General features: G+C 60.5%; 17 protein-coding genes. 6 read left to right on the top strand and 11 right to left on the bottom strand.

Translation table 11 applies throughout. From position 1 onward, the window contains the following. Window positions 1-150: 150 nt before the first annotated feature. From ACR0LZ_RS14365 to ACR0LZ_RS14350, 4 genes are all read right to left on the bottom strand, one after another. Window positions 151-780: a hypothetical protein gene (locus tag ACR0LZ_RS14365; protein WP_480750525.1), complete on the bottom strand. Its 630-nt coding sequence runs from the start codon at window positions 778-780 to the stop codon at window positions 151-153. A gap of 117 nt (window positions 781-897) precedes the next feature. Beyond that, window positions 898-1686, bottom strand: coding sequence for an acetolactate decarboxylase (gene budA, locus ACR0LZ_RS14360; protein ID WP_480750524.1), 789 nt, complete (start codon window positions 1684-1686; stop codon window positions 898-900). A gap of 50 nt (window positions 1687-1736) precedes the next feature. After that, window positions 1737-2195, bottom strand: coding sequence for a DNA polymerase III subunit chi (locus ACR0LZ_RS14355; RefSeq protein WP_480750523.1), 459 nt, complete (start codon window positions 2193-2195; stop codon window positions 1737-1739). Between the two features lie 2 nt (window positions 2196-2197). Next, window positions 2198-3676: a leucyl aminopeptidase gene (locus ACR0LZ_RS14350; protein ID WP_480750522.1), complete on the bottom strand. Its 1479-nt coding sequence runs from the start codon at window positions 3674-3676 to the stop codon at window positions 2198-2200. Window positions 3677-3901: 225 nt separating this feature from the next. Between ACR0LZ_RS14350 and lptG the strand changes: the two genes are divergently transcribed. The 5 genes from lptG to rsmA all read left to right on the top strand — a co-directional run bounded on the left by lptG (window position 3902) and on the right by rsmA (window position 10294). Further along, the gene (gene lptG / locus ACR0LZ_RS14345) at window positions 3902-5002 is read left to right on the top strand and encodes an LPS export ABC transporter permease LptG (protein ID WP_480750521.1); all 1101 of its coding nucleotides are present in this window, start codon (window positions 3902-3904) and stop codon (window positions 5000-5002) included. Then, entirely contained in the window at window positions 5002-7167 is a 2166-nt protein-coding gene (locus ACR0LZ_RS14340; protein WP_480750520.1) for an LPS-assembly protein LptD, read from the top strand. Before lptG ends, ACR0LZ_RS14340 begins: the two co-directional genes overlap by 1 nt. 26 nt (window positions 7168-7193) lie before the next feature. Then, a complete protein-coding gene (locus ACR0LZ_RS14335; protein ID WP_480750519.1) occupies window positions 7194-8408 on the top strand; it encodes a peptidylprolyl isomerase in 1215 nt (404 codons plus the stop codon). Next, window positions 8405-9370, top strand: a complete 966-nt coding sequence (gene pdxA / locus ACR0LZ_RS14330) for a 4-hydroxythreonine-4-phosphate dehydrogenase PdxA (RefSeq protein ID WP_480750518.1) — start codon at window positions 8405-8407, stop codon at window positions 9368-9370. The genes ACR0LZ_RS14335 and pdxA overlap by 4 nt, the downstream gene beginning before the upstream one ends. Window positions 9371-9454: 84 nt before the next feature. After that, on the top strand, window positions 9455-10294 hold the full coding sequence (rsmA, locus tag ACR0LZ_RS14325) for a 16S rRNA (adenine(1518)-N(6)/adenine(1519)-N(6))-dimethyltransferase RsmA (RefSeq protein WP_480750517.1): 840 nt from the start codon (window positions 9455-9457) through the stop codon (window positions 10292-10294). A 2-nt stretch (window positions 10295-10296) separates the two neighbouring features. On the opposite strand, the gene ACR0LZ_RS14320 is transcribed toward rsmA, so the two are convergent. The 4 genes from ACR0LZ_RS14320 to prfA all read right to left on the bottom strand — a co-directional run bounded on the left by ACR0LZ_RS14320 (window position 10297) and on the right by prfA (window position 14813). Then, window positions 10297-11874, bottom strand: a complete 1578-nt coding sequence (locus tag ACR0LZ_RS14320) for a trimethylamine methyltransferase family protein (protein WP_480750516.1) — start codon at window positions 11872-11874, stop codon at window positions 10297-10299. Window positions 11875-12063: 189 nt separating this feature from the next. After that, entirely contained in the window at window positions 12064-12675 is a 612-nt protein-coding gene (locus ACR0LZ_RS14315) for a DUF4167 domain-containing protein (protein WP_480750597.1), read from the bottom strand. 240 nt (window positions 12676-12915) lie between these two features. Further along, a complete protein-coding gene (gene prmC / locus ACR0LZ_RS14310) occupies window positions 12916-13731 on the bottom strand; it encodes a peptide chain release factor N(5)-glutamine methyltransferase (RefSeq protein ID WP_480750596.1) in 816 nt (271 codons plus the stop codon). Window positions 13732-13757: 26 nt separating this feature from the next. Next, a complete protein-coding gene (prfA, locus tag ACR0LZ_RS14305; RefSeq protein WP_480750595.1) occupies window positions 13758-14813 on the bottom strand; it encodes a peptide chain release factor 1 in 1056 nt (351 codons plus the stop codon). Between the two features lie 62 nt (window positions 14814-14875). On the opposite strand from prfA, the gene ACR0LZ_RS14300 reads away from it, so the two are divergent. Continuing rightward, window positions 14876-15163, top strand: a complete 288-nt coding sequence (locus ACR0LZ_RS14300; RefSeq protein ID WP_480750515.1) for a hypothetical protein — start codon at window positions 14876-14878, stop codon at window positions 15161-15163. On the opposite strand, the gene ACR0LZ_RS14295 is transcribed toward ACR0LZ_RS14300, so the two are convergent. From ACR0LZ_RS14295 to speB (ACR0LZ_RS14285), 3 genes are read right to left on the bottom strand one after another with little or no spacing between them, the layout of a single operon-like run. Then, complete coding sequence (locus ACR0LZ_RS14295) at window positions 15104-15505, bottom strand: DUF1499 domain-containing protein (protein WP_480750514.1); 402 nt, start codon at window positions 15503-15505, stop codon at window positions 15104-15106. The two genes, ACR0LZ_RS14300 and ACR0LZ_RS14295, sit on opposite strands and share 60 nt — an antisense overlap. Before the next feature lie 14 nt (window positions 15506-15519). After that, window positions 15520-16467 carry an agmatinase gene (gene speB, locus ACR0LZ_RS14290; RefSeq protein ID WP_480750513.1) on the bottom strand — a complete coding sequence of 316 codons (948 nt, stop codon included), beginning with the start codon at window positions 16465-16467 and terminating at the stop codon, window positions 15520-15522. Next, window positions 16464-17426 carry an agmatinase gene (gene speB, locus ACR0LZ_RS14285; RefSeq protein ID WP_480750512.1) on the bottom strand — a complete coding sequence of 321 codons (963 nt, stop codon included), beginning with the start codon at window positions 17424-17426 and terminating at the stop codon, window positions 16464-16466. Before speB (ACR0LZ_RS14285) ends, speB (ACR0LZ_RS14290) begins: the two co-directional genes overlap by 4 nt. Between the last annotated feature and the right edge of the window lie 30 nt (window positions 17427-17456).

The following is a 17456-nucleotide window of genomic DNA, read 5'->3' as shown; positions in this document are numbered from 1 at the left end:
ACAACAAACTGTCGGGTATTCGTGTTTCGAGATGCTTGTAAACAACTCTAGCCTATTCCAGATCGCCCATGCCACGATAAACGCCCCCCAAATGGGTCAGATACCAGTCCGGGCAATAGGGCGACAACCGCATCACCTTGCGCATACTATTCAGCGCCGCCCCGAATTCACCGCAATAGTTATGTGCAATGCCCTGCGCGCGTGAAACAGAGACACGGTCGGGCGTAGTTCAACCGCCTTTTTCAGACTGGCAATCGCACCTTCGAAATCCCCCTGGTTCGTCAAGATGTACCCCCGCAAGTCGTAGGCGTCGGCCATACTGGTGTTCTGCTCCAACAGCTTGTCGCTCAAAGCGCGTGCTTCAGCAAAAGCGCTCCCTGCATTCGCCATGAACCCAAACCGTGCCCCAGCGGCCAGCGGCCAGCGGCCAGCGTCCAGCCCAACCTGACGTACATCAACTGACCGCCCCTTGCATACAAAGGTGGAGTTGCGGGCCATCACGAACAGGCCGCCGATATGGGACAGCGCGGTGATGATATCCTCGGTCAGACCATCGGCGAAAAGATCCTGCTTCGCATCACCGGACATGTTGTCCAAGGGCAGAACCGCAATCGACGGCTGTTCGGGGATTTCCAGCCGCTCTCCGGTCAGAACCTCAAAGGTTTCGGCCGTCAGCCGCGCCGGATCAGGATCGATCCCAAAGGCGTGAACCTCGCCTTCGATGTTCTTCAGCTTTTGCCGCTCCAGATCGATAAAATGCACAATCAGCCTGCGTTCCAAATCCGCCTCACAAAAAAAAGCAACGCTCCCCGAACGGCTTGCTTTCAAAAGCATGCGCCGTCACGGCCTCTTTTCAAACCACGGGACGCGGTTTCTCAAAACGACCACGACGCCGGATCAACCGCCTTCGGCCTTCCTTATCGCGGACACCTCCGCTCCGGGTGTCAGATCGGTTTCCAGAAACGATCCGGTTTCAGGCAGTTCCAGATGCAGCGAGGCGGTATGGTCGATCTCTAACCGTCCCGATACCAGCGAATAGTCCAGCACGTGACCGCCAGTCTTCAAATCCTCGGAAATAAAGTGCAGATGATAACCCGGCACACCGATCCCGACAGCATAATCCGGACAGCGAAAACCCAGGATCGTACCCGTTACATCCCGCAAGTCGAACTCGGCCTGATTTTTGACCACCTCCAGCAACGGTGGATAGGGCGGCTCCTGGCGCGAGACATTGCGATACCCGACTCGACCGATCCGGCCCGTGAACCGGACCGCGTAAAACAGGTTGCGCGACTGCGCGATTTTGTCCAGTCCAGCTTCGAACGCAGCCTTTTCGACCGGTTGCGAGACAACCAATTCAACATCCGGCTCGAATGGCAGGACCGCCGCATAAGGCGTCACCGCATCATCAGGTGCGATGGCCGCCCTGCCATCGTCGGTCAGGCGATAGGCAACGCCCGCATGCACGATCATCTCACCATCCAGCGCGTTGAAGGTACCAAGTCCGAAATCGCCATGACGCAACAATTCGCCTACAGTTAATTCGCCGTCATAGACCCCCTGCATCACCGCGCTCAGCAACGATGCCTGATAGTATTCATGCAGATGGTCGTGCGGCCGAAAGACGTGCTTTGCATTGTGGGCCGCAACGGCGGCTGCAAACGTCAATTCCTCGTCCTGTGGCATTAGGACATCCTTTTGCGTTCAGAGCTACCAGCCTAACAGGAAATCCACTTTCAGGCTTCCGCCTTTTTCTCCCACTGGCCCGATTCTTCCGACCAGTACTGCGCGGCGCATCCCGCGCCGGTCAGCGCCTTCCACTGTCTCCGCGCCCATTCAATCGCCTCCGGGTCGGTGCCATCGAACAGGATACAGACCCGTTCAAGCGCCGCAACCTCGGCTGGCTCTACCTTCGCTCCGTCAATCGCCATCACACAGTCCGGGTTGTTTGCAGCTTCTGGCTCGGTCGTAAGCAAAACGGGTTGCATTGCGTCATGCGGCCCGCCGGACACACCATGCGGCAGGAACGACTCTTCCGGTCCCAGCCACAGTTTCTCGTCCAGCCAGTCAAGCCGCCCCTTGTCGGTACCACGCACCGAGATCCGCCACCCGGCCTGCCGCGCTTTGTTGAGGAGCACCGGCAAGGTCTCCTCCAAGGGGCGTCTGGTCAGGTGATAGAAATAGGCGGCCCCCATGATTATTGCTCGAAATGGTCCTGTATCAACCGGCTGAGCGCCCGAACGCCCCACCCTGTTGCGCCCTTGGGGGCATAAGACGTTTCCTTGGACACGGACGCCACCCCGGCAATATCGAGGTGAATCCAAGGCATTTCATCCTTGACGAAGCGCTGAAGGAACTGCGCCGCCGTGATCGACCCCGCCGGGCGCCCGCCCACGTTCTTCATGTCGGCGATCTGAGACTTGAGCATCTCGTCATAGGCCTTGCCCAAAGGCATCCGCCACGCGCCCTCATCCTCGGCCTCTGCTGCACGGAGGAACGCGTTGCACAGCATGTCATTGTTGGAAAACACGCCCGCATTCTCGTGCCCCAATCCGATGATGATCGCCCCTGTCAGGGTCGCAAGATCAATCATCCCCACCGGGTTGAAGCGCTCCTGCGCGTACCACATCACGTCACACAGAACCAGGCGACCCTCGGCATCGGTATTGATGATCTCGACCGTGTCGCCCTTCATCGATCTGATCACGTCACCGGGGCGCGTTGCACGGCCCGAGGGCATGTTCTCGACCAGACCGACAAGTCCCACGACGTTCGCCTTGGCTTTGCGCAGCGCCAGCGCGCGCATAGTGCCCGCCACAACGCCCGCGCCCCCCATGTCCATGGTCATCTCTTCCATGCCCGCGGCAGGTTTCAGCGAGATGCCACCGGTGTCGAACACCACGCCCTTTCCGACCAGCGCCAGCGGCGCGTCGTTATTGTCGCCGCCTTTCCATTGCATAACCACGACCTTCGACGGGCTGTCCGAGCCTTGCCCCACGCTCAACAGCGTGCGCATTCCCAACTCGGCCAGTTGTTCCTCGTCCAGAACCTCGACCTCCAGACCCAGCGCCTCCATCTCTTTCAGACGATTGGCGAATTCGGTGGTTGTAAGCACATTCGCAGGCTCGTTGGTCAGATCGCGGGTCATCAGAACCCCTTCGGCCACCGACCGCAGCGGTGCGAAAGCGGCCTCGGCCTCCTCCGGTTTGCCATGGCAGATGGTGATCTCGCCCTGCTCGCTGGGGTTTTCCGGATCGTCCGATTTGTGCGCGTCAAAACTGTAGCTGCGCAGCGCAAGACCCATTGCCAGATCCTCGATACGCACCTGATTGCCCCCCATCACCAGCAGGGATTTTCCACTCGCCGCCTTGGCAAGATCGGCCCCAGCCTTACGCGCCTGATCCGCATCCGGTCGGCGCGACAACACCAGCACGTCCAGTGCCTCTGCCTTCATGCCACTGGGCCAAGCCATCGAAAAAACCTGCCCCGCTTTAGCCTTTTCGAACCGTTCGCTTTCGATCAGCCGCGCCACCGCGCCCTTGGTCAGTCGGTTAGCACGCCGCACTGCAGGGCTCATCTTGCCCTCGGGCGGCACAATAATCGCCACCCGCCCGCCTGCTTCGGCCATCGCGTCCAGGTCAGTGGGCTGAAAACGGATCGGGGTCAGACTGCTCATTTGGCTCTCCTCAACATCTTTCCGCCCAGAGGTAACGCGCTGCGGGCAGGATGACCAGATAGCAGTTTTCCCCGCCTTTCAATTCGACTATGGTCCCCGGAAAACGACTGGCAGGTTCCGGGGGATCACAGTGACTCGATACAGCAGACATATGCTGTCGCGCTTGATGTGTTGTTCTGGCTTCCTTCCCCCGATTCCGTCGAATCGAACGGCGGAGCAGACACAGTGATCCTCGACCGCTATTTCGCACGCCGTTTTGTGCAAAGCTTTCTGTTTATCGGAATGGTGTTTCTGACGCTGATCATGCTGATCGACATGATCGAGCAGGTGCGCCGGTTCGAGGATTACGGGCTGAGCTTCGGACAGCTTTTACAGCTCACCCTTCTGAACACACCAGCCGCCATCAACGAGATGCTGCCACTTTTGATGATCCTGTCGACCATCGTTCTGTTCATCGGACTGGCACGCAGCTCGGAACTGGTGGTCACCCGTGCCATTGGCAGGTCCGGAATTCGAGCCCTGGCCGCACCGGTATTTGTCGCCGTTGTCATCGGTCTGCTGAGTGTGGGCATGCTGAATCCGATCGTCGCCGCAACCGCCGAAAAGTATCAGCGCCTCGCCGAAGGGTACCGAAGCGACGGCGCCTCTGCCCTGTCGATCAGCCGCGAAGGTCTGTGGCTACGCCAAGGTTCAGAAACAGGGCAATCGGTGATTCACGCTACGGGAACCGAGACGCTGGGCGGATTCACCCTGCTCGACGTCACCATTCTGACCTATTCCAACGCGGGCATACCCATTCGCCAGATCGTGGCCGATAGTGCCCGTTTGTCCGACCGGGCATGGGTTCTGGAAAACGCCAAGGCCTGGCCGCTCATTTCGGGACTCAACCCCGAGGTCAACGCCGCGGTTCACGAACGCCTGGAAATCCCAACCACGCTGACGCAAGACCGCATTCTCGACACGCTCGGCCAACAGGACACGATCTCAGTGTACGATCTGCCTCAACTGATCCGCGATCTGCGTCAGGCCGGTTTCTCGACAAAGCAATACGAAGTGTGGCTGCATGCCCAGTTGGCACGTCCGCTATTCCTGATTTCTATGGTTCTGGTTGGTGCGGTCTTCACAATGCGCCATGTCCGCTTTGGCGGTACCGGCATTTCGGTTCTGACAGCAGTTTTGTTGGGTTTTGCACTCTATTTCATGCGCAACTTTGCCCAGATACTGGGACAGAACGGCCAGCTTCCGGTTCTGCTCGCTGCATGGGCTCCGCCGGTTGCCTCGATCCTGCTGTCCATCGGCCTGCTCCTGCACGCGGAGGACGGCTGATGCGGTACTTCTTTCCGGCATTCGTTGCCGGCATGTCCCTGATCTGTCCGTATCACTACGCGCAGGCGCAGACCAGCAGCGGGCCGGTTTCCGACCAGACGAGCGAACAACCCAAGGTGCAACCCGCTTTGCTGGTGGCCGATCGGGTCTTTATCACCGCTGACCGCCAGCTTGTCGCCGAAGGCAATGTCGAGGCCTATCAAGGCGAGGTGCGCCTGCGCGCCCGTAAGATCACCTTCGACCGCACCACCGGCCAGCTTTCGATCGAAGGCCCCATACGCATTGATCAAGGCGGCTCGATCACGATTCTGGCGGATGCGGCCGAACTGGATGAGGGCATGCAGAACGGTCTGCTGCAAGGCGCCCGTTTGGTTTTCGAACAACAGATTCAGCTTGCCGCACAGCAAATGACCCGCGTTGGCGGGCGGTATACCCAGCTCTACAAAACCTCGGCCACCTCGTGTCAGGTCTGCGACGACGGCAAACCGCCCCTGTGGCAGATCCGCGCACAAAAGATCACGCATGACCAGCTTGAACGGCAGCTATATTTCGAAAACGCCCAACTGCGCATTCTCGACGTGCCGGTTTTTTACTTTCCTGCCTTGCGCCTGCCCGACCCTACGCTGGAGCGCGCGACCGGGTTTCTGGTGCCGTCTATCCGCACGACATCGCAACTCGAAACCGGCATCAAGGTTCCTTATTTCTTCAAACTTGGCGATCATAAGGACCTGACGCTGACGCCATATCTGTCGCCACGTACGCGCACGCTTGGATACCGTTATCGCCAGGCCTTCAAGAACGGTCGGATCGTGATTGAAGGCGCACAAACAGACGACGATCTGTACCCCGGCGAGGCTCGCGGTTACCTCTTCGCAGGCGGCGCCTTTTCAGTCTGGAACGACTATCGCCTGACCTTCGATCTCAAGGCGGTATCCGATGACGCCTATCTTGTCGATTACGGCCTTCCCGATCTTGACCGCCTGCGCAGTGAAATCGCACTGGAAAAGATCAAACGCGACAAAGCCTTTCGCACGAGCTTCATCCACTACAAGACGCTGCGCGAAAGCGAGAATCAGGACGACATCCCTTCGCGCATTTTTGACGTGAATTTCGAACAGCGTTTCTTTCCAGCCGCGATCGGCGGTGAGGTGCGTCTGGCATTTGATGGCCACGGGCACCAGCGCACCAGCACCGAGGATGTCGTAGGGCGCGATGTGGCCAGCGCGACGTTTGACGCTGAATGGTTCCGGTCATGGATATTCCGCAATGGCTTGCGCGCCGACTGGCAAATCGGCGCAGCAGCAGACAAGTTCCGCATTTGGGACGACAGCACCTTCCCCAGCGAGGTGACCCGTATCACCCCACGCACGGCTCTGACCCTGCGTTATCCGATGTCTCTGGTTACCGCCTCCGGCGTAACTCAGACCCTCGAACCAATCGCCCAAATCGGATGGACCAACGTCACGGACAGTGACGTGCCAAACGACGAAAGCCAGTTCGTCGAATTCGACCAGGGCAACCTGCTGTCGCTGTCGCGTTTTCCCGCAGATGACCAGCGCGAGGACGGAACCACCGCCGTTCTCGGCTTGAACTGGGCAATGTATGACCCGCGCGGATGGCAGACCTACGCAACACTCGGCGGCGTGTTCCGCGACCCCGCCGATCCTCGTTTTTCCAAAACCTCCGGTCTGGATGGCGTCACGTCCGATTTACTCATGGCCGGTCAGATCAGATCCGACAACGGCTGGTCCCTGACCGCCCGTGGTCTGCTGAACGGCCAGTTCAACTTTGACAAAGTGGAACTGCGGGGCGACTGGCGGGCGGATCGCGGGGGATTGACCGGAACATATGTCTGGCTGGGGCGCGACCCGCAGGAAGACCGAGATCAGGCAATTTCCGAGGTCTGGCTCAATGGTCGCTACATTCTGTCCCAGAACTGGACCACCCGTGCCGAAATCCGGTATGACATCAACGACTCGCGCGCAATCAACGCCGGGTTCGGATTGGCCTATCAGAACGAATGCGTAACCGTTAACTTCTCCGTCAGGCGGCGCTTTACCGAAACATCGAGTATTGAGCCCACGACCGATTTCGGGTTTACCGTTGCCCTGACTGGTTACGCGGTTGAAGGCGGGAACAAGACATACAGGCGAACATGCACTTGAATACGAGTATTCCGACACGACCACTGATGCGCTGGCTGAAATCAATGATCCCGGCGCTGGTCTCAGCCGCCGTGCTGCTACCTGGAGACACCTCCGCGCAAAGCCTGTTCGCCCCCGCCATCAAGGTCAATCAGGACGTGGTGACCTGGTACGAGTTGGACCAGAGGATGCGGTTCATGGAGCTTTTGGGTATTCCTGGATCGTCCGAGGAGGAGGTTCGCAAAACCCTGATAGACGACAGGCTTCGGCGCCAGGCTATCAAGGACGCCGGGATCGAGATTGCACCCGAAGATGTTCAGGTTGGGATCGACGAGTTCGCTTCGCGCGGGCAGTTGTCCTCCGAGGAATTTTTGAAACTTCTGGGCGATCAGGGCATCGCTCCTGAAACCGTCCGTGATTTTATCAAGAATCAGCTGGAATGGCGCGACTATATCAGCGCACGCTACATCTCCCGTGCACGCCCCTCCGACGACGAGATCGACCGCGCAATGGGAAATTCCAGCACCGGTGGCCTGCAGGTCCTGCTGTCGGAAATCATCATCCCGGTCAATCAGCAGACCCTCGCCCAAGCCGAGGATCTGGCGCTGCAGATTTCGCAGCTTGACAACTACGACGCCTTTTCCACTGCCGCCACGCAATATTCCGCATCCGACACGCGCAACAATGGCGGGCGGCTCGACTGGCTGCCTCTCAACAACCTTCCGCCGGCGTTACAGCCCGTGATTCTGGCGCTCAATCCCGGCGACATCACAGAGCCGGTTACGCTACCCAACGCCATCGCCCTGTTCCAGATGCGCGGCATCCGCGAGGCCGCCAGCGGAACGCCGAACTACGCCAAGATCGACTATGCCGCCTACTATCTGGCGGGCGGACGCAGCCCCGAAACCCTCCAGACTGCGGCCGAGCTTCGCGAGAGCATAGATACCTGCGATGACCTCTACGCTAAGGCGCTGGGTCAACCGTCCGAGGTGCTTGACCGCGTTTCGGCGAGTCCCTCCGAAATCCCGCGCGACATCGCGCTGGAACTGGCTCGTCTCGATCCCGGCGAAAGCTCTACTGCGCTGACCCGCAACAACGGGCAGACGCTGATCTTCCTAATGCTGTGCAACCGTGTGCAGGATTTTGGCGCGGACGTCTCGCGTCAGGATGTGGCAAACGCGCTGGCGCAACAACGTCTGCAAGCCTTTGCCGACAGCCTGCTGGAGCAGTTGCGCGCCGACGCCCATATCATCGAACAATGAGCGCGCCGATTGCCCTGAGCTGCGGCGAACCTTCGGGCATAGGCCCCGAGATTGCCGCCAAGGCCTGGGACCGGTTACGCGATACCTGCCCGTTCTTCTGGATCGGCGATCCGTCGCACCTACCCACCGGCACACCGGTCGCCGAAATCTCCGATCCCGCCGAGACCGCAAGCGCCTGCGCCACGGCGCTGCCGGTGCTGACCCTGCCTTTTGCGGCCCCGGCACGCCCCGGCCAGCCGGAACCGGCCAACGCCTCCGGCGTGATTTCCGCCATCGAAAGGGCGGTCTCTCTGGTTTTATCCGGTGCGGCATCTGCTCTCTGCACGGCGCCAATTCACAAGAAGGCACTGATCGACGGGGCCGGGTTTGCCTATCCCGGTCATACCGAATTTCTCGCCGCCCTCGCGGCCCGCGACCGCGTGGTGATGATGCTGGCCAGCGACCAGCTCCGTGTTGTTCCGGCGACGATCCACATCGCTCTGGCAGATGTTCCTACTCGCCTGACCGCCGATCTGCTGCGTGACACCATCGCTATCACGGCCCAGGGGTTGCGAACCCAGTTCGGAATCGCGCATCCCCGTATTGCAGTGGCGGGTCTCAACCCCCATGCTGGTGAAAGCGGTGCCATGGGGCGCGAGGAGCTGGACTGGATCGCGCCACTGATTGCCGAAATGCAATCGGAAGATATGACCCTGACAGGGCCGCACCCGGCCGACACGATGTTCCACGCCGCCGCGCGGGCGCGCTATGACGCGGCCATCGCCATGTACCACGATCAGGCCCTGATCCCGATCAAGACGCTCGATTTCGACCGCGGTGTGAACGTCACGCTTGGCCTGCCTTTCATCCGCACCTCTCCCGATCATGGTACCGCCTTCGATATCGCAGGACAGGGCATTGCCACCCCCTCCAGCTTGATCGAAGCCCTGAAACTTGCCCAACGCATGGCACAAAAACCTTGATCCTTCACGTGGCTGGAAATATCCCCGCCGCAGGCAAGAATTCTCTGGCGCATCCCCTCCATTCCGCGCCACGGTAACCGGATCATGAGTGCAATCGACCCCCTCCCCCCGCTGCGCGAAGTTATCGCCAAGCACCAACTGTCGGCCCGCAAATCGCTGGGCCAAAACTTTCTGCTTGATCTGAACCTCACCGCCAAGATCGCGCGTCAGGCTGGAAACCTGACCGACTGCGACGTGCTGGAAATCGGGCCCGGCCCGGGTGGCCTGACCCGCGGGCTGCTTTCTGAGGGCGCGCGCAAGGTGGTTGCGGTCGAAAAAGACACCCGCTGCATTGCCGCACTCAACGAGATCGCCACTATTTATCCGGATCGCCTCGACATCATCAATGGCGACGCGCTCGAAATCGATCCGCTGCAACACCTGACCCCGCCAATCCGCATCACTGCCAACCTGCCCTACAATATCGGCACCGAACTACTGGTGCGTTGGTTGACCCCTCCGGAATGGCCGCCCTTCTGGCAGAGCCTGACCCTGATGTTCCAACGCGAAGTGGCCGAGCGCATTGTCGCCCAGCCCGGAGGCAAGGCCTATGGCCGCTTGGCCATCCTTGCCCAATGGCGATCCGAGGCGCGCATCGCAATGTCCCTACCCCCCGGTGCCTTCACGCCACCGCCCAAGGTCTCAAGCGCGGTGGTGCATCTGACCGCCCTGCCCGAACCGCGCTTTCCCGCCGATGCCGCCACACTGTCGCGCGTCGTCGCCGCAGCCTTTAACCAGCGCCGCAAGATGCTGCGCGCCTCGCTCAAGGGCGCCGCCCCTGATATCGAAGATCGTTTATTGGCGGCGGGCATCCAACCTACCGAACGCGCAGAACAGGTCTCGATTGAGGCGTTCTGCGCACTGGCACGGGAAATCGCGAAATAGCCTCAGATCACCTGCGTTCCGCCGCCGTGATGCACCGCATCCACGATGAACCGGTCCGCCGCTTCGACCACTTCGGCGATTTCGCGTCGCTGCTCCTCGCTCAACACGCCGCCTTCTGAGGTTGAACCGATCGCGGCCAGCGCCTTGTCGCGGGCCACCTCGAACGCGGTGCGGCGGCCCGATTTCTCGTAATCGTCGCGCCCCTGCCGCAAGAAGACATCCGGTTGATGCTGATCCCGGCACAGCGCCAGTGTGTGGGTACTATCCAGGAAATGGCCACCTGCGCGCACCTTCAGCATCTCGTCCCAGTTCAGGCTTTCCGCGTTAATCTCGACCGGCTGCATGAACCGTCGCACCATCGCCCCAATCTCGTCATCCAGAACGGCCTGAACCGGGCTGAACACGGTAGCACACTCCAGTTGTCCGACGCCGCCCAGAATATCGGCCCCAGAGGTTGCGACCGTTTGCGTGAGCAGCGCTCGTTCCGCCATCGATTGATGATCCGCATCCGGCGTGTCCGACCCCGATCCATAGGTATGTGTCGGCAGGTCGAACCCATACCGCATCAACTGAACCGCCATCGAAGCGGCCTGAATCGACTCAGGGCAGGATTGCAGCGCCGAGCCGGTCCGCATATCCAATGTGAACATCAGCGGCACCGCGATGACCGGCGTTCCTGGAACCAAAACATGCGCCACCGTCAGCATCGACAGGATCTCGGCAGCCGCCATCAGCACCAGCCCCGCCGAGGTCAGGGGTGCCGTTCCCCCCGCCGAAGGCAGGGAACAGGCATGCAGCGGCAAGCCCAAAGCACCAGCCTGCAGGATCACTTCGGTATCCATGTACTTGAATTCCAGTGGCGAAAAGGAACAGGTGATCACCGAGGTGATCGGATACCTGCGCAGCGTGTCCTCACCCCCTGCAGCAATTGCCGCCACCTTCAGCAGGAACTCGATGTTCTCCTTGCCATAGGGTTGCATCCAGCAATGTTTGTTGGTGTGCGACACCATCTCGGCAAAGGAATGTACGTCCGAAGTCACCTCGGGCACGCCATGCACAAAAGGATGGGCGATGAAGCCGACCTGATCAAGGCCGCTTGCCACAGCAGCCATCTCACGCACTGCCTTGAGGTCCAGATTGCGATAGCGCGCATCTCGGGGATCGACATAACCGTGCGCGCCGGTGCCAGTGCGCATAATGAACCCGCCATCGGCACGCGGAATGGGCAGGTCCAGTTCGCGGGTCTTTCCGGCCAGCGTGAACGCGCGAGGCGCGGCGGTCAACGCCTCCTCGACCAGTTCGCGGGGAAAGCGCAACCGGTCGGCATCCCGGCCTTGCGTCGCACCTGCGGCCAACAGTGCCTCGCGCGCTTTGGGGTGGATGACGACCACGCCATAGTCCGCAAGCAGGTCGAGGCTGCGGGCGCGCATCACCTCGATCTCAGCATCGCTCAGAAAACCGAATCGCGTCCCGGCCAGGGAGGCAGGCGATAGCTGAAAGGCGCCGGGTGCCTTGATTTCAGGCGCAGGGGTAGACCGACGGCGGTTACGACGGGTGGGGGTTCTGATATCTGTTTCCATAACTTGATCCCGAAAAATGGAAGTTCCAGGGCGTTATGGCACACACCGATTAAGCTCACTGCCTGCCGACTTGAGCTGCGCGAGATTAGGAATGTCGAACGCATCAGTCAATTGCCCGCTGACATCACGGTAAAAGAAAGGCGCCGCCCCGCAACCGGAACGGCGCTCTTCCAATCCTGACAGATCGAATTATTCTGCGGCTTCAGCCGGCCCACCATCGTTTGGCGAAGGCTGACCCGACTCGGACGTTGCGACCTCTTCAGGCTGTTTCTTTGCGCGTGGGCGACGCGGCGCCTTTTTGGGCTTGGGTTCTTCCCCCGCTTCCGCTTTCTCGGCTCTTTTCGCCCTCGGCTTGCTCTCCGGCGTTTCGACCAGACCATGGTCCTCACCCGCGCCGGTCTCGCTCAAGTCCAGAACATCTGGCTGCGGTGTCTGTGCCGGATCCGCTTGTTGTGTCGCGGCCTCGCGCTCCTGACGCTCGGCGCGTTCGCGGTCGCGCTCGGCCTGCCGCTCGCGGTTCTGCCGCTCCTGCTCCTCGCGACGCGCATCGATCTCGCGCTGGGCTTCGCCCAACATACGCAGATAGTGCTCGGCGTGCTGCTGGAAATTCTCGGCCGCAACCCGGTCATTACCCAGTTGCGCATCACGGGCCAACTGGTTGTACTTGTCGATGATCTGCTGCGGCGTACCACGCACTTTTCCTTCGGGTCCGGAACTGTCGAACACCCGATTGACAACATTACCGCCAGTAGGACGGTTGCGGTTATTCTTCGCCCGCGAGCGGGATTTGGAAGATCTCATTTTATCTAACGTCAGCCTTGTACTTCGCTGCCGATCAACCCGTAACTTATGCCTTTCCGAGGCCTTTTGATGTGACGAGAAGTCGACTTTTTTGGGCTTATTGTCGGAGGCGAGCTGAGAAAGCGTCAACCTCATCGACATCCCTGAGTAAACACGTCCTGACGGCACAGACAAGAGGGGATCGGCGAATTTCGCGGCTTTTTTATCCCAACAAGCGTTTTTCGGCCCTTTTTGCCACATCTAGATCGGCGAACGGGCCGAAATCACACGATCTCGGCCATCGAGATCCGGAATGGCGCGGATATCCGCCAGCCCGGCTGCATCGAACAGGGTGCTCACCTGCCGCGCTTGTGTCGGGCCGATCTCTACTAAAATCCGTCCACCGGGCAACAGGTAATCCGGCGCGCCCGCAGCGATCCGCCGATAGGCGCCCAACCCGTCGCCTTCGTCGGTCAGGGCAAGGCGTGGTTCATGCTCGCGCACTTCTGCCGACAGGCCTTCCATCTCATCCAGGGCGATATAAGGCGGATTAGACACGATCAAGTCGAACGTCCCGCCGACGCGCCCGAACCAATCGGATTGAATAATGCCCGCCCGATCCTGCACACGGTGCATCACTGCGTTGGCACCGGCCTGCAGGCAAGCGGCTTCGCTCACATCGACGCCCACGCCCATGGCGCTTGGCCGTTCGGCCAACAGCGTCACCAAAATGCAGCCCGACCCGACCCCCAGATCCAATACCCGGTCGAACGGCTCGCTGAGAGCCACCTCGACCAATGTCTCGGTTTCCGGACGCGGGTCCAGCACATCACGGCTGACCTTGAACCGACGGCCGTAGAAATCCCGCTCGCCCAGCAGATGCGACACCGGTACCCGGATGGCCCGCAGCGAGATCAACTGCTCGTAGCGGTCCGATATTTCCGGCGACAGTTCGTCAGGGGCAATCAGCGTTACCCGGCTCGCTTCAATCCGCGCCGCATGGGCCAGCAAAAGCCGCGCGTCGCGCGCCGGATCGGCCACGCCCGCCGCCCGCAACCGCGCGGTAGCAGCCACCATGGCCTGCGCCGCTGTCTGTAAGCCGGTCACTGCGCCATCTCCGCCAAAAGCCGCGCCTGATCGTCGGCGGTCAACGCGTCGATCACCTCATCCAGATCGCCCTGCATCACCTGATCCAGTTTGTAGAGCGTCAGGTTGATCCGGTGATCGGTCATCCGACCCTGCGGAAAGTTGTAGGTCCGGATGCGCTCCGACCGGTCGCCTGACCCCACCTGGCTGGCGCGGTTGGCTGAGCGTTCGCTGTCTATGCGCTGACGCTCCAGATCGTACAGTCGCGTCTTGAGCACCTGCATCGCGATCTCGCGGTTGCGGTGTTGCGATTTCTCAGAACTTGTCACCACGATGCCGGTCGGCAAGTGCGTGATCCGTACCGCCGAATCGGTAGTGTTCACATGCTGACCGCCCGCACCAGAACTGCGCATGGTGTCGATGCGGATGTCGTTCGCGTCGATCTGGATGTCCACATCCTCGGCCTCGGGCAACACCGCCACCGTAGCCGCCGAAGTATGGATACGCCCACCGCTTTCCGTCTCGGGCACCCGCTGCACCCGATGCACGCCGGATTCGTACTTGAGCCGCGCAAAGACGTTGTCGCCCTTGATATGGGCCACCACTTCCTTGATGCCGCCCAGTTCGGTCACGTGCTCTTCGATAATCTCGAGCCTCCAACCCCGTGCCTCGGCATATCGCTGGTACATTCGCAACAGATCACCGGCAAACAGCGCCGCCTCATCCCCTCCGGTTCCTGGCCTGATCTCTAGTATCGCGGGCCGAACATCGGCCTCGTCCTTGGGCAAAAGCGCCAATTGCAACGCATGTTCGGCCTCGGGAATACGTGCTTGAAGAACTGAAATTTCCTCCTCGGCCAGATCCTTCATGTCCGGGTCCGCCAATATCGACTCGGCCTCGGCCAAGTCATTCACCAGCTGCCGCCACGCCATGATCTGCTCTACCACCGGTTTCAGATCGGAATACTCCTTGGCGAGAACAGCGATATTCCCGCCCGAGGCGCCATCCGACATGGCGGCTTCGAGATACTGGAATCGCTGCGTAATCTGTTCAAGGCGTTCTTCTGGGACCATTGCGGCGGTGTCTATCATCCCAGGCCTCTGGTCAAGAGCCCAAGCCGTGCTAAACTCGGGACATGAAACGTTTGCTGATCCTGATTGGCCTGCTGGCCACGCCCGCATGGGCCGATGTCGTCGGACCCGGCGGCAAGGTGCAGGATTGCTATTGCACCGACAGCAAGGGCAGCCGGGTCGAACTGGGCGAGATGATTTGCCTGCAGGTGGATGGCCGCATGTTCATGGCGCAATGCCAGATGTCGCTGAACGTACCAATGTGGCGCGAAGTGCAGGAGGGGTGTTTGTCGTCAGGGTTGCAACCGCCCAAGCCATTCTTCAACCCGCTTCTGGTTTACCCCAAGATCTGAGCCCCCGAACCGCAGCCGCGCATGAATGCGCAAAGTGTCGCCATCCTGCTGCACGGTTGTGTAATCCGGAAATCCGAACACTCGGGTGCGAGTGATGTAAGTTACCATCCCCTCCTCCACGGACCCGATCAATACGCCTGTGCGCGGCGTCGCCCGCGCAATGGCATCCAGACGCGACAGTCCATCCGGCCCGGTTTCGACGACCCGCAACACCCCCGCCTTGAACGTCCGGTCCACATCCCCTACCGGCTCCACGTGCCACTGTGCCGGGTCGGACGGGGCAAGACGGATATATCCGAATCCTGCAACCATCACAGCCGCCACCAGCCAGAATACCACCATCCTCAGTCTCATGACTAGCGCGAGGCCACACCGGGCAGGATGCAGATCAGCTCATACAGCAAGTTGGCCCCGGTCAACGCGGTATTCCCCGACGGATCATAGGGCGGCGACACCTCAACCAGGTCGCAGCCGACGATGTTCAGCCCCTTCAGCGCATGGATCAGCTCCAGCGCCTGCGGCGTCGTCAGCCCGCCGATCTCGGGTGTGCCGGTGCCGGGCGCATAGGCCGGATCGAGGCTGTCGATGTCATAGGTGACATAGACCGGTCGATCACCGATCTCATCGCGGATCCGCGAGCCAAGGGGCGCAAGGCTCTGGTGCCACAATTCCCACGCCGGGAAATGGTTGAAGCCCCACCCCTGCACCTCGGTGAAATCGCTGGCTGCATATCCCGAACCGCGAATGCCTATCTGATAGGTCAACTCGGGCACGATCAGACCTTCCTCATATGCGCGGCGGAACACAGTGCCGTGGGTCTCGCGCTCGCCGAACATCTCGTCATTCACATCCGCATGGGCATCCACATGCACCAGCGCCACTGGCCCGTGCCTGGCGGCAATCGCGCGCAGGATCGGCAATGTGATCGAATGATCACCCCCCATCGCCACCGGTATCACGCCGCTGGCAAGGATGCCGTCATAGCTTGCCTTGATGATCTTCAGGCTCTCGGCCAGCGAAAACGTGTTGATCGCAAGATCCCCGATATCGGCGATCTGCAGACTGCCAAAGGGCGCAGCCCCGGTCGCCATATTATAGGGCCTGATCATCGCGCTTTCGGCCCGGATCTGTTTCGGTCCGAACCGAGTGCCCGACCGCCACGAGGTACCGATATCCATCGGCACCCCCAGCACTGCCACATCCAATCCCTCAGGCGATGCCACCTGCGGCAATCGCATGAAGGTATTTGGCCCGGAAAACCGCGCCAGATCGTTACCGCTGATCGGTTGGTTGAACGTGCTCATCTCAACTTGTTCCACCCCAGCAGGCAGATGATTTGCGTCGCGATATGCGCACCCGCAATCGCCGTCGCGCCCGAGGTGTCATATGGCGGCGAGACCTCGACCACATCCCCGCCCTTGATGTTGATCCCGGCAATGTCGCGCAGGATGATCTGCGCCTGTATCGAACTCAACCCGCCCCAGACCGGCGTACCGGTGCCGGGGGCATAGGCCGGGTCCAGCCCGTCGATATCGAAGCTCAGATAAACCGGATTGTCGCCCAGAATACCCTTGATCTTCTGTGCCACAGCCGCAGGTCCGGCCTCATAGACCTCGCGGGCATCGATGATATTGACGCCCAGCGTGTCCTCGTTGGTGGTGCGTATCCCCACCTGAACCGAGCGCGTGGGGTCCACGATCCCGGATTTCACCGCCTTGTAGAACATGGTGCCATGGTCCACCCGGTTCATGTCATCGTCGGCCCAGGTGTCGGTATGCGCATCGAATTGCAGCAATGACATCGGGCCAAATTTTTCCGCGTATGCATTTAGGATCGGAAAGCTGATATAGTGATCCCCCCCAAGCGCGACCGAGGCCACATCCGCCGCCAGAATGGTTCGTATATGATCGGTCAGAGTGTCGGGAAAGGCCGGGATATTGGCATAGTCATAAGCCATGTCGCCATAGTCCACGATGGCCAGCTCGCTCAGCGCATTGAACGGCCAGCCATAGGGTTCATCGGGCGATTGCAGCGAACTCGCCTCGCGAATGGCGCGCGGCCCCAGCCGTGTACCGGGCCGGTTGGTCACCGCCTGGTCGAACGGGATGCCTGTGACGGCAATATCGACCCCTTTCAGGTTCTTGGTGTAAAGCCGCCGCAGGAACGATGTCGCCCCGCCAAACGTGTTTTCAAAGGACAACCCCTTGAGTTCCGGATTGGTGAACGCTTCATCCACCTGAGTTTTTGAATCTTCCAGTGCCATTGATTGCTGGTCCTTGCCTTGGTTCCCGGC

This window comes from Ruegeria sp. CI1 (genome assembly GCF_056536925.1).
The sequence above is the reverse complement of the archived record's forward strand: the minus strand, read 5'-3'. Positions and strand labels throughout refer to the sequence as shown.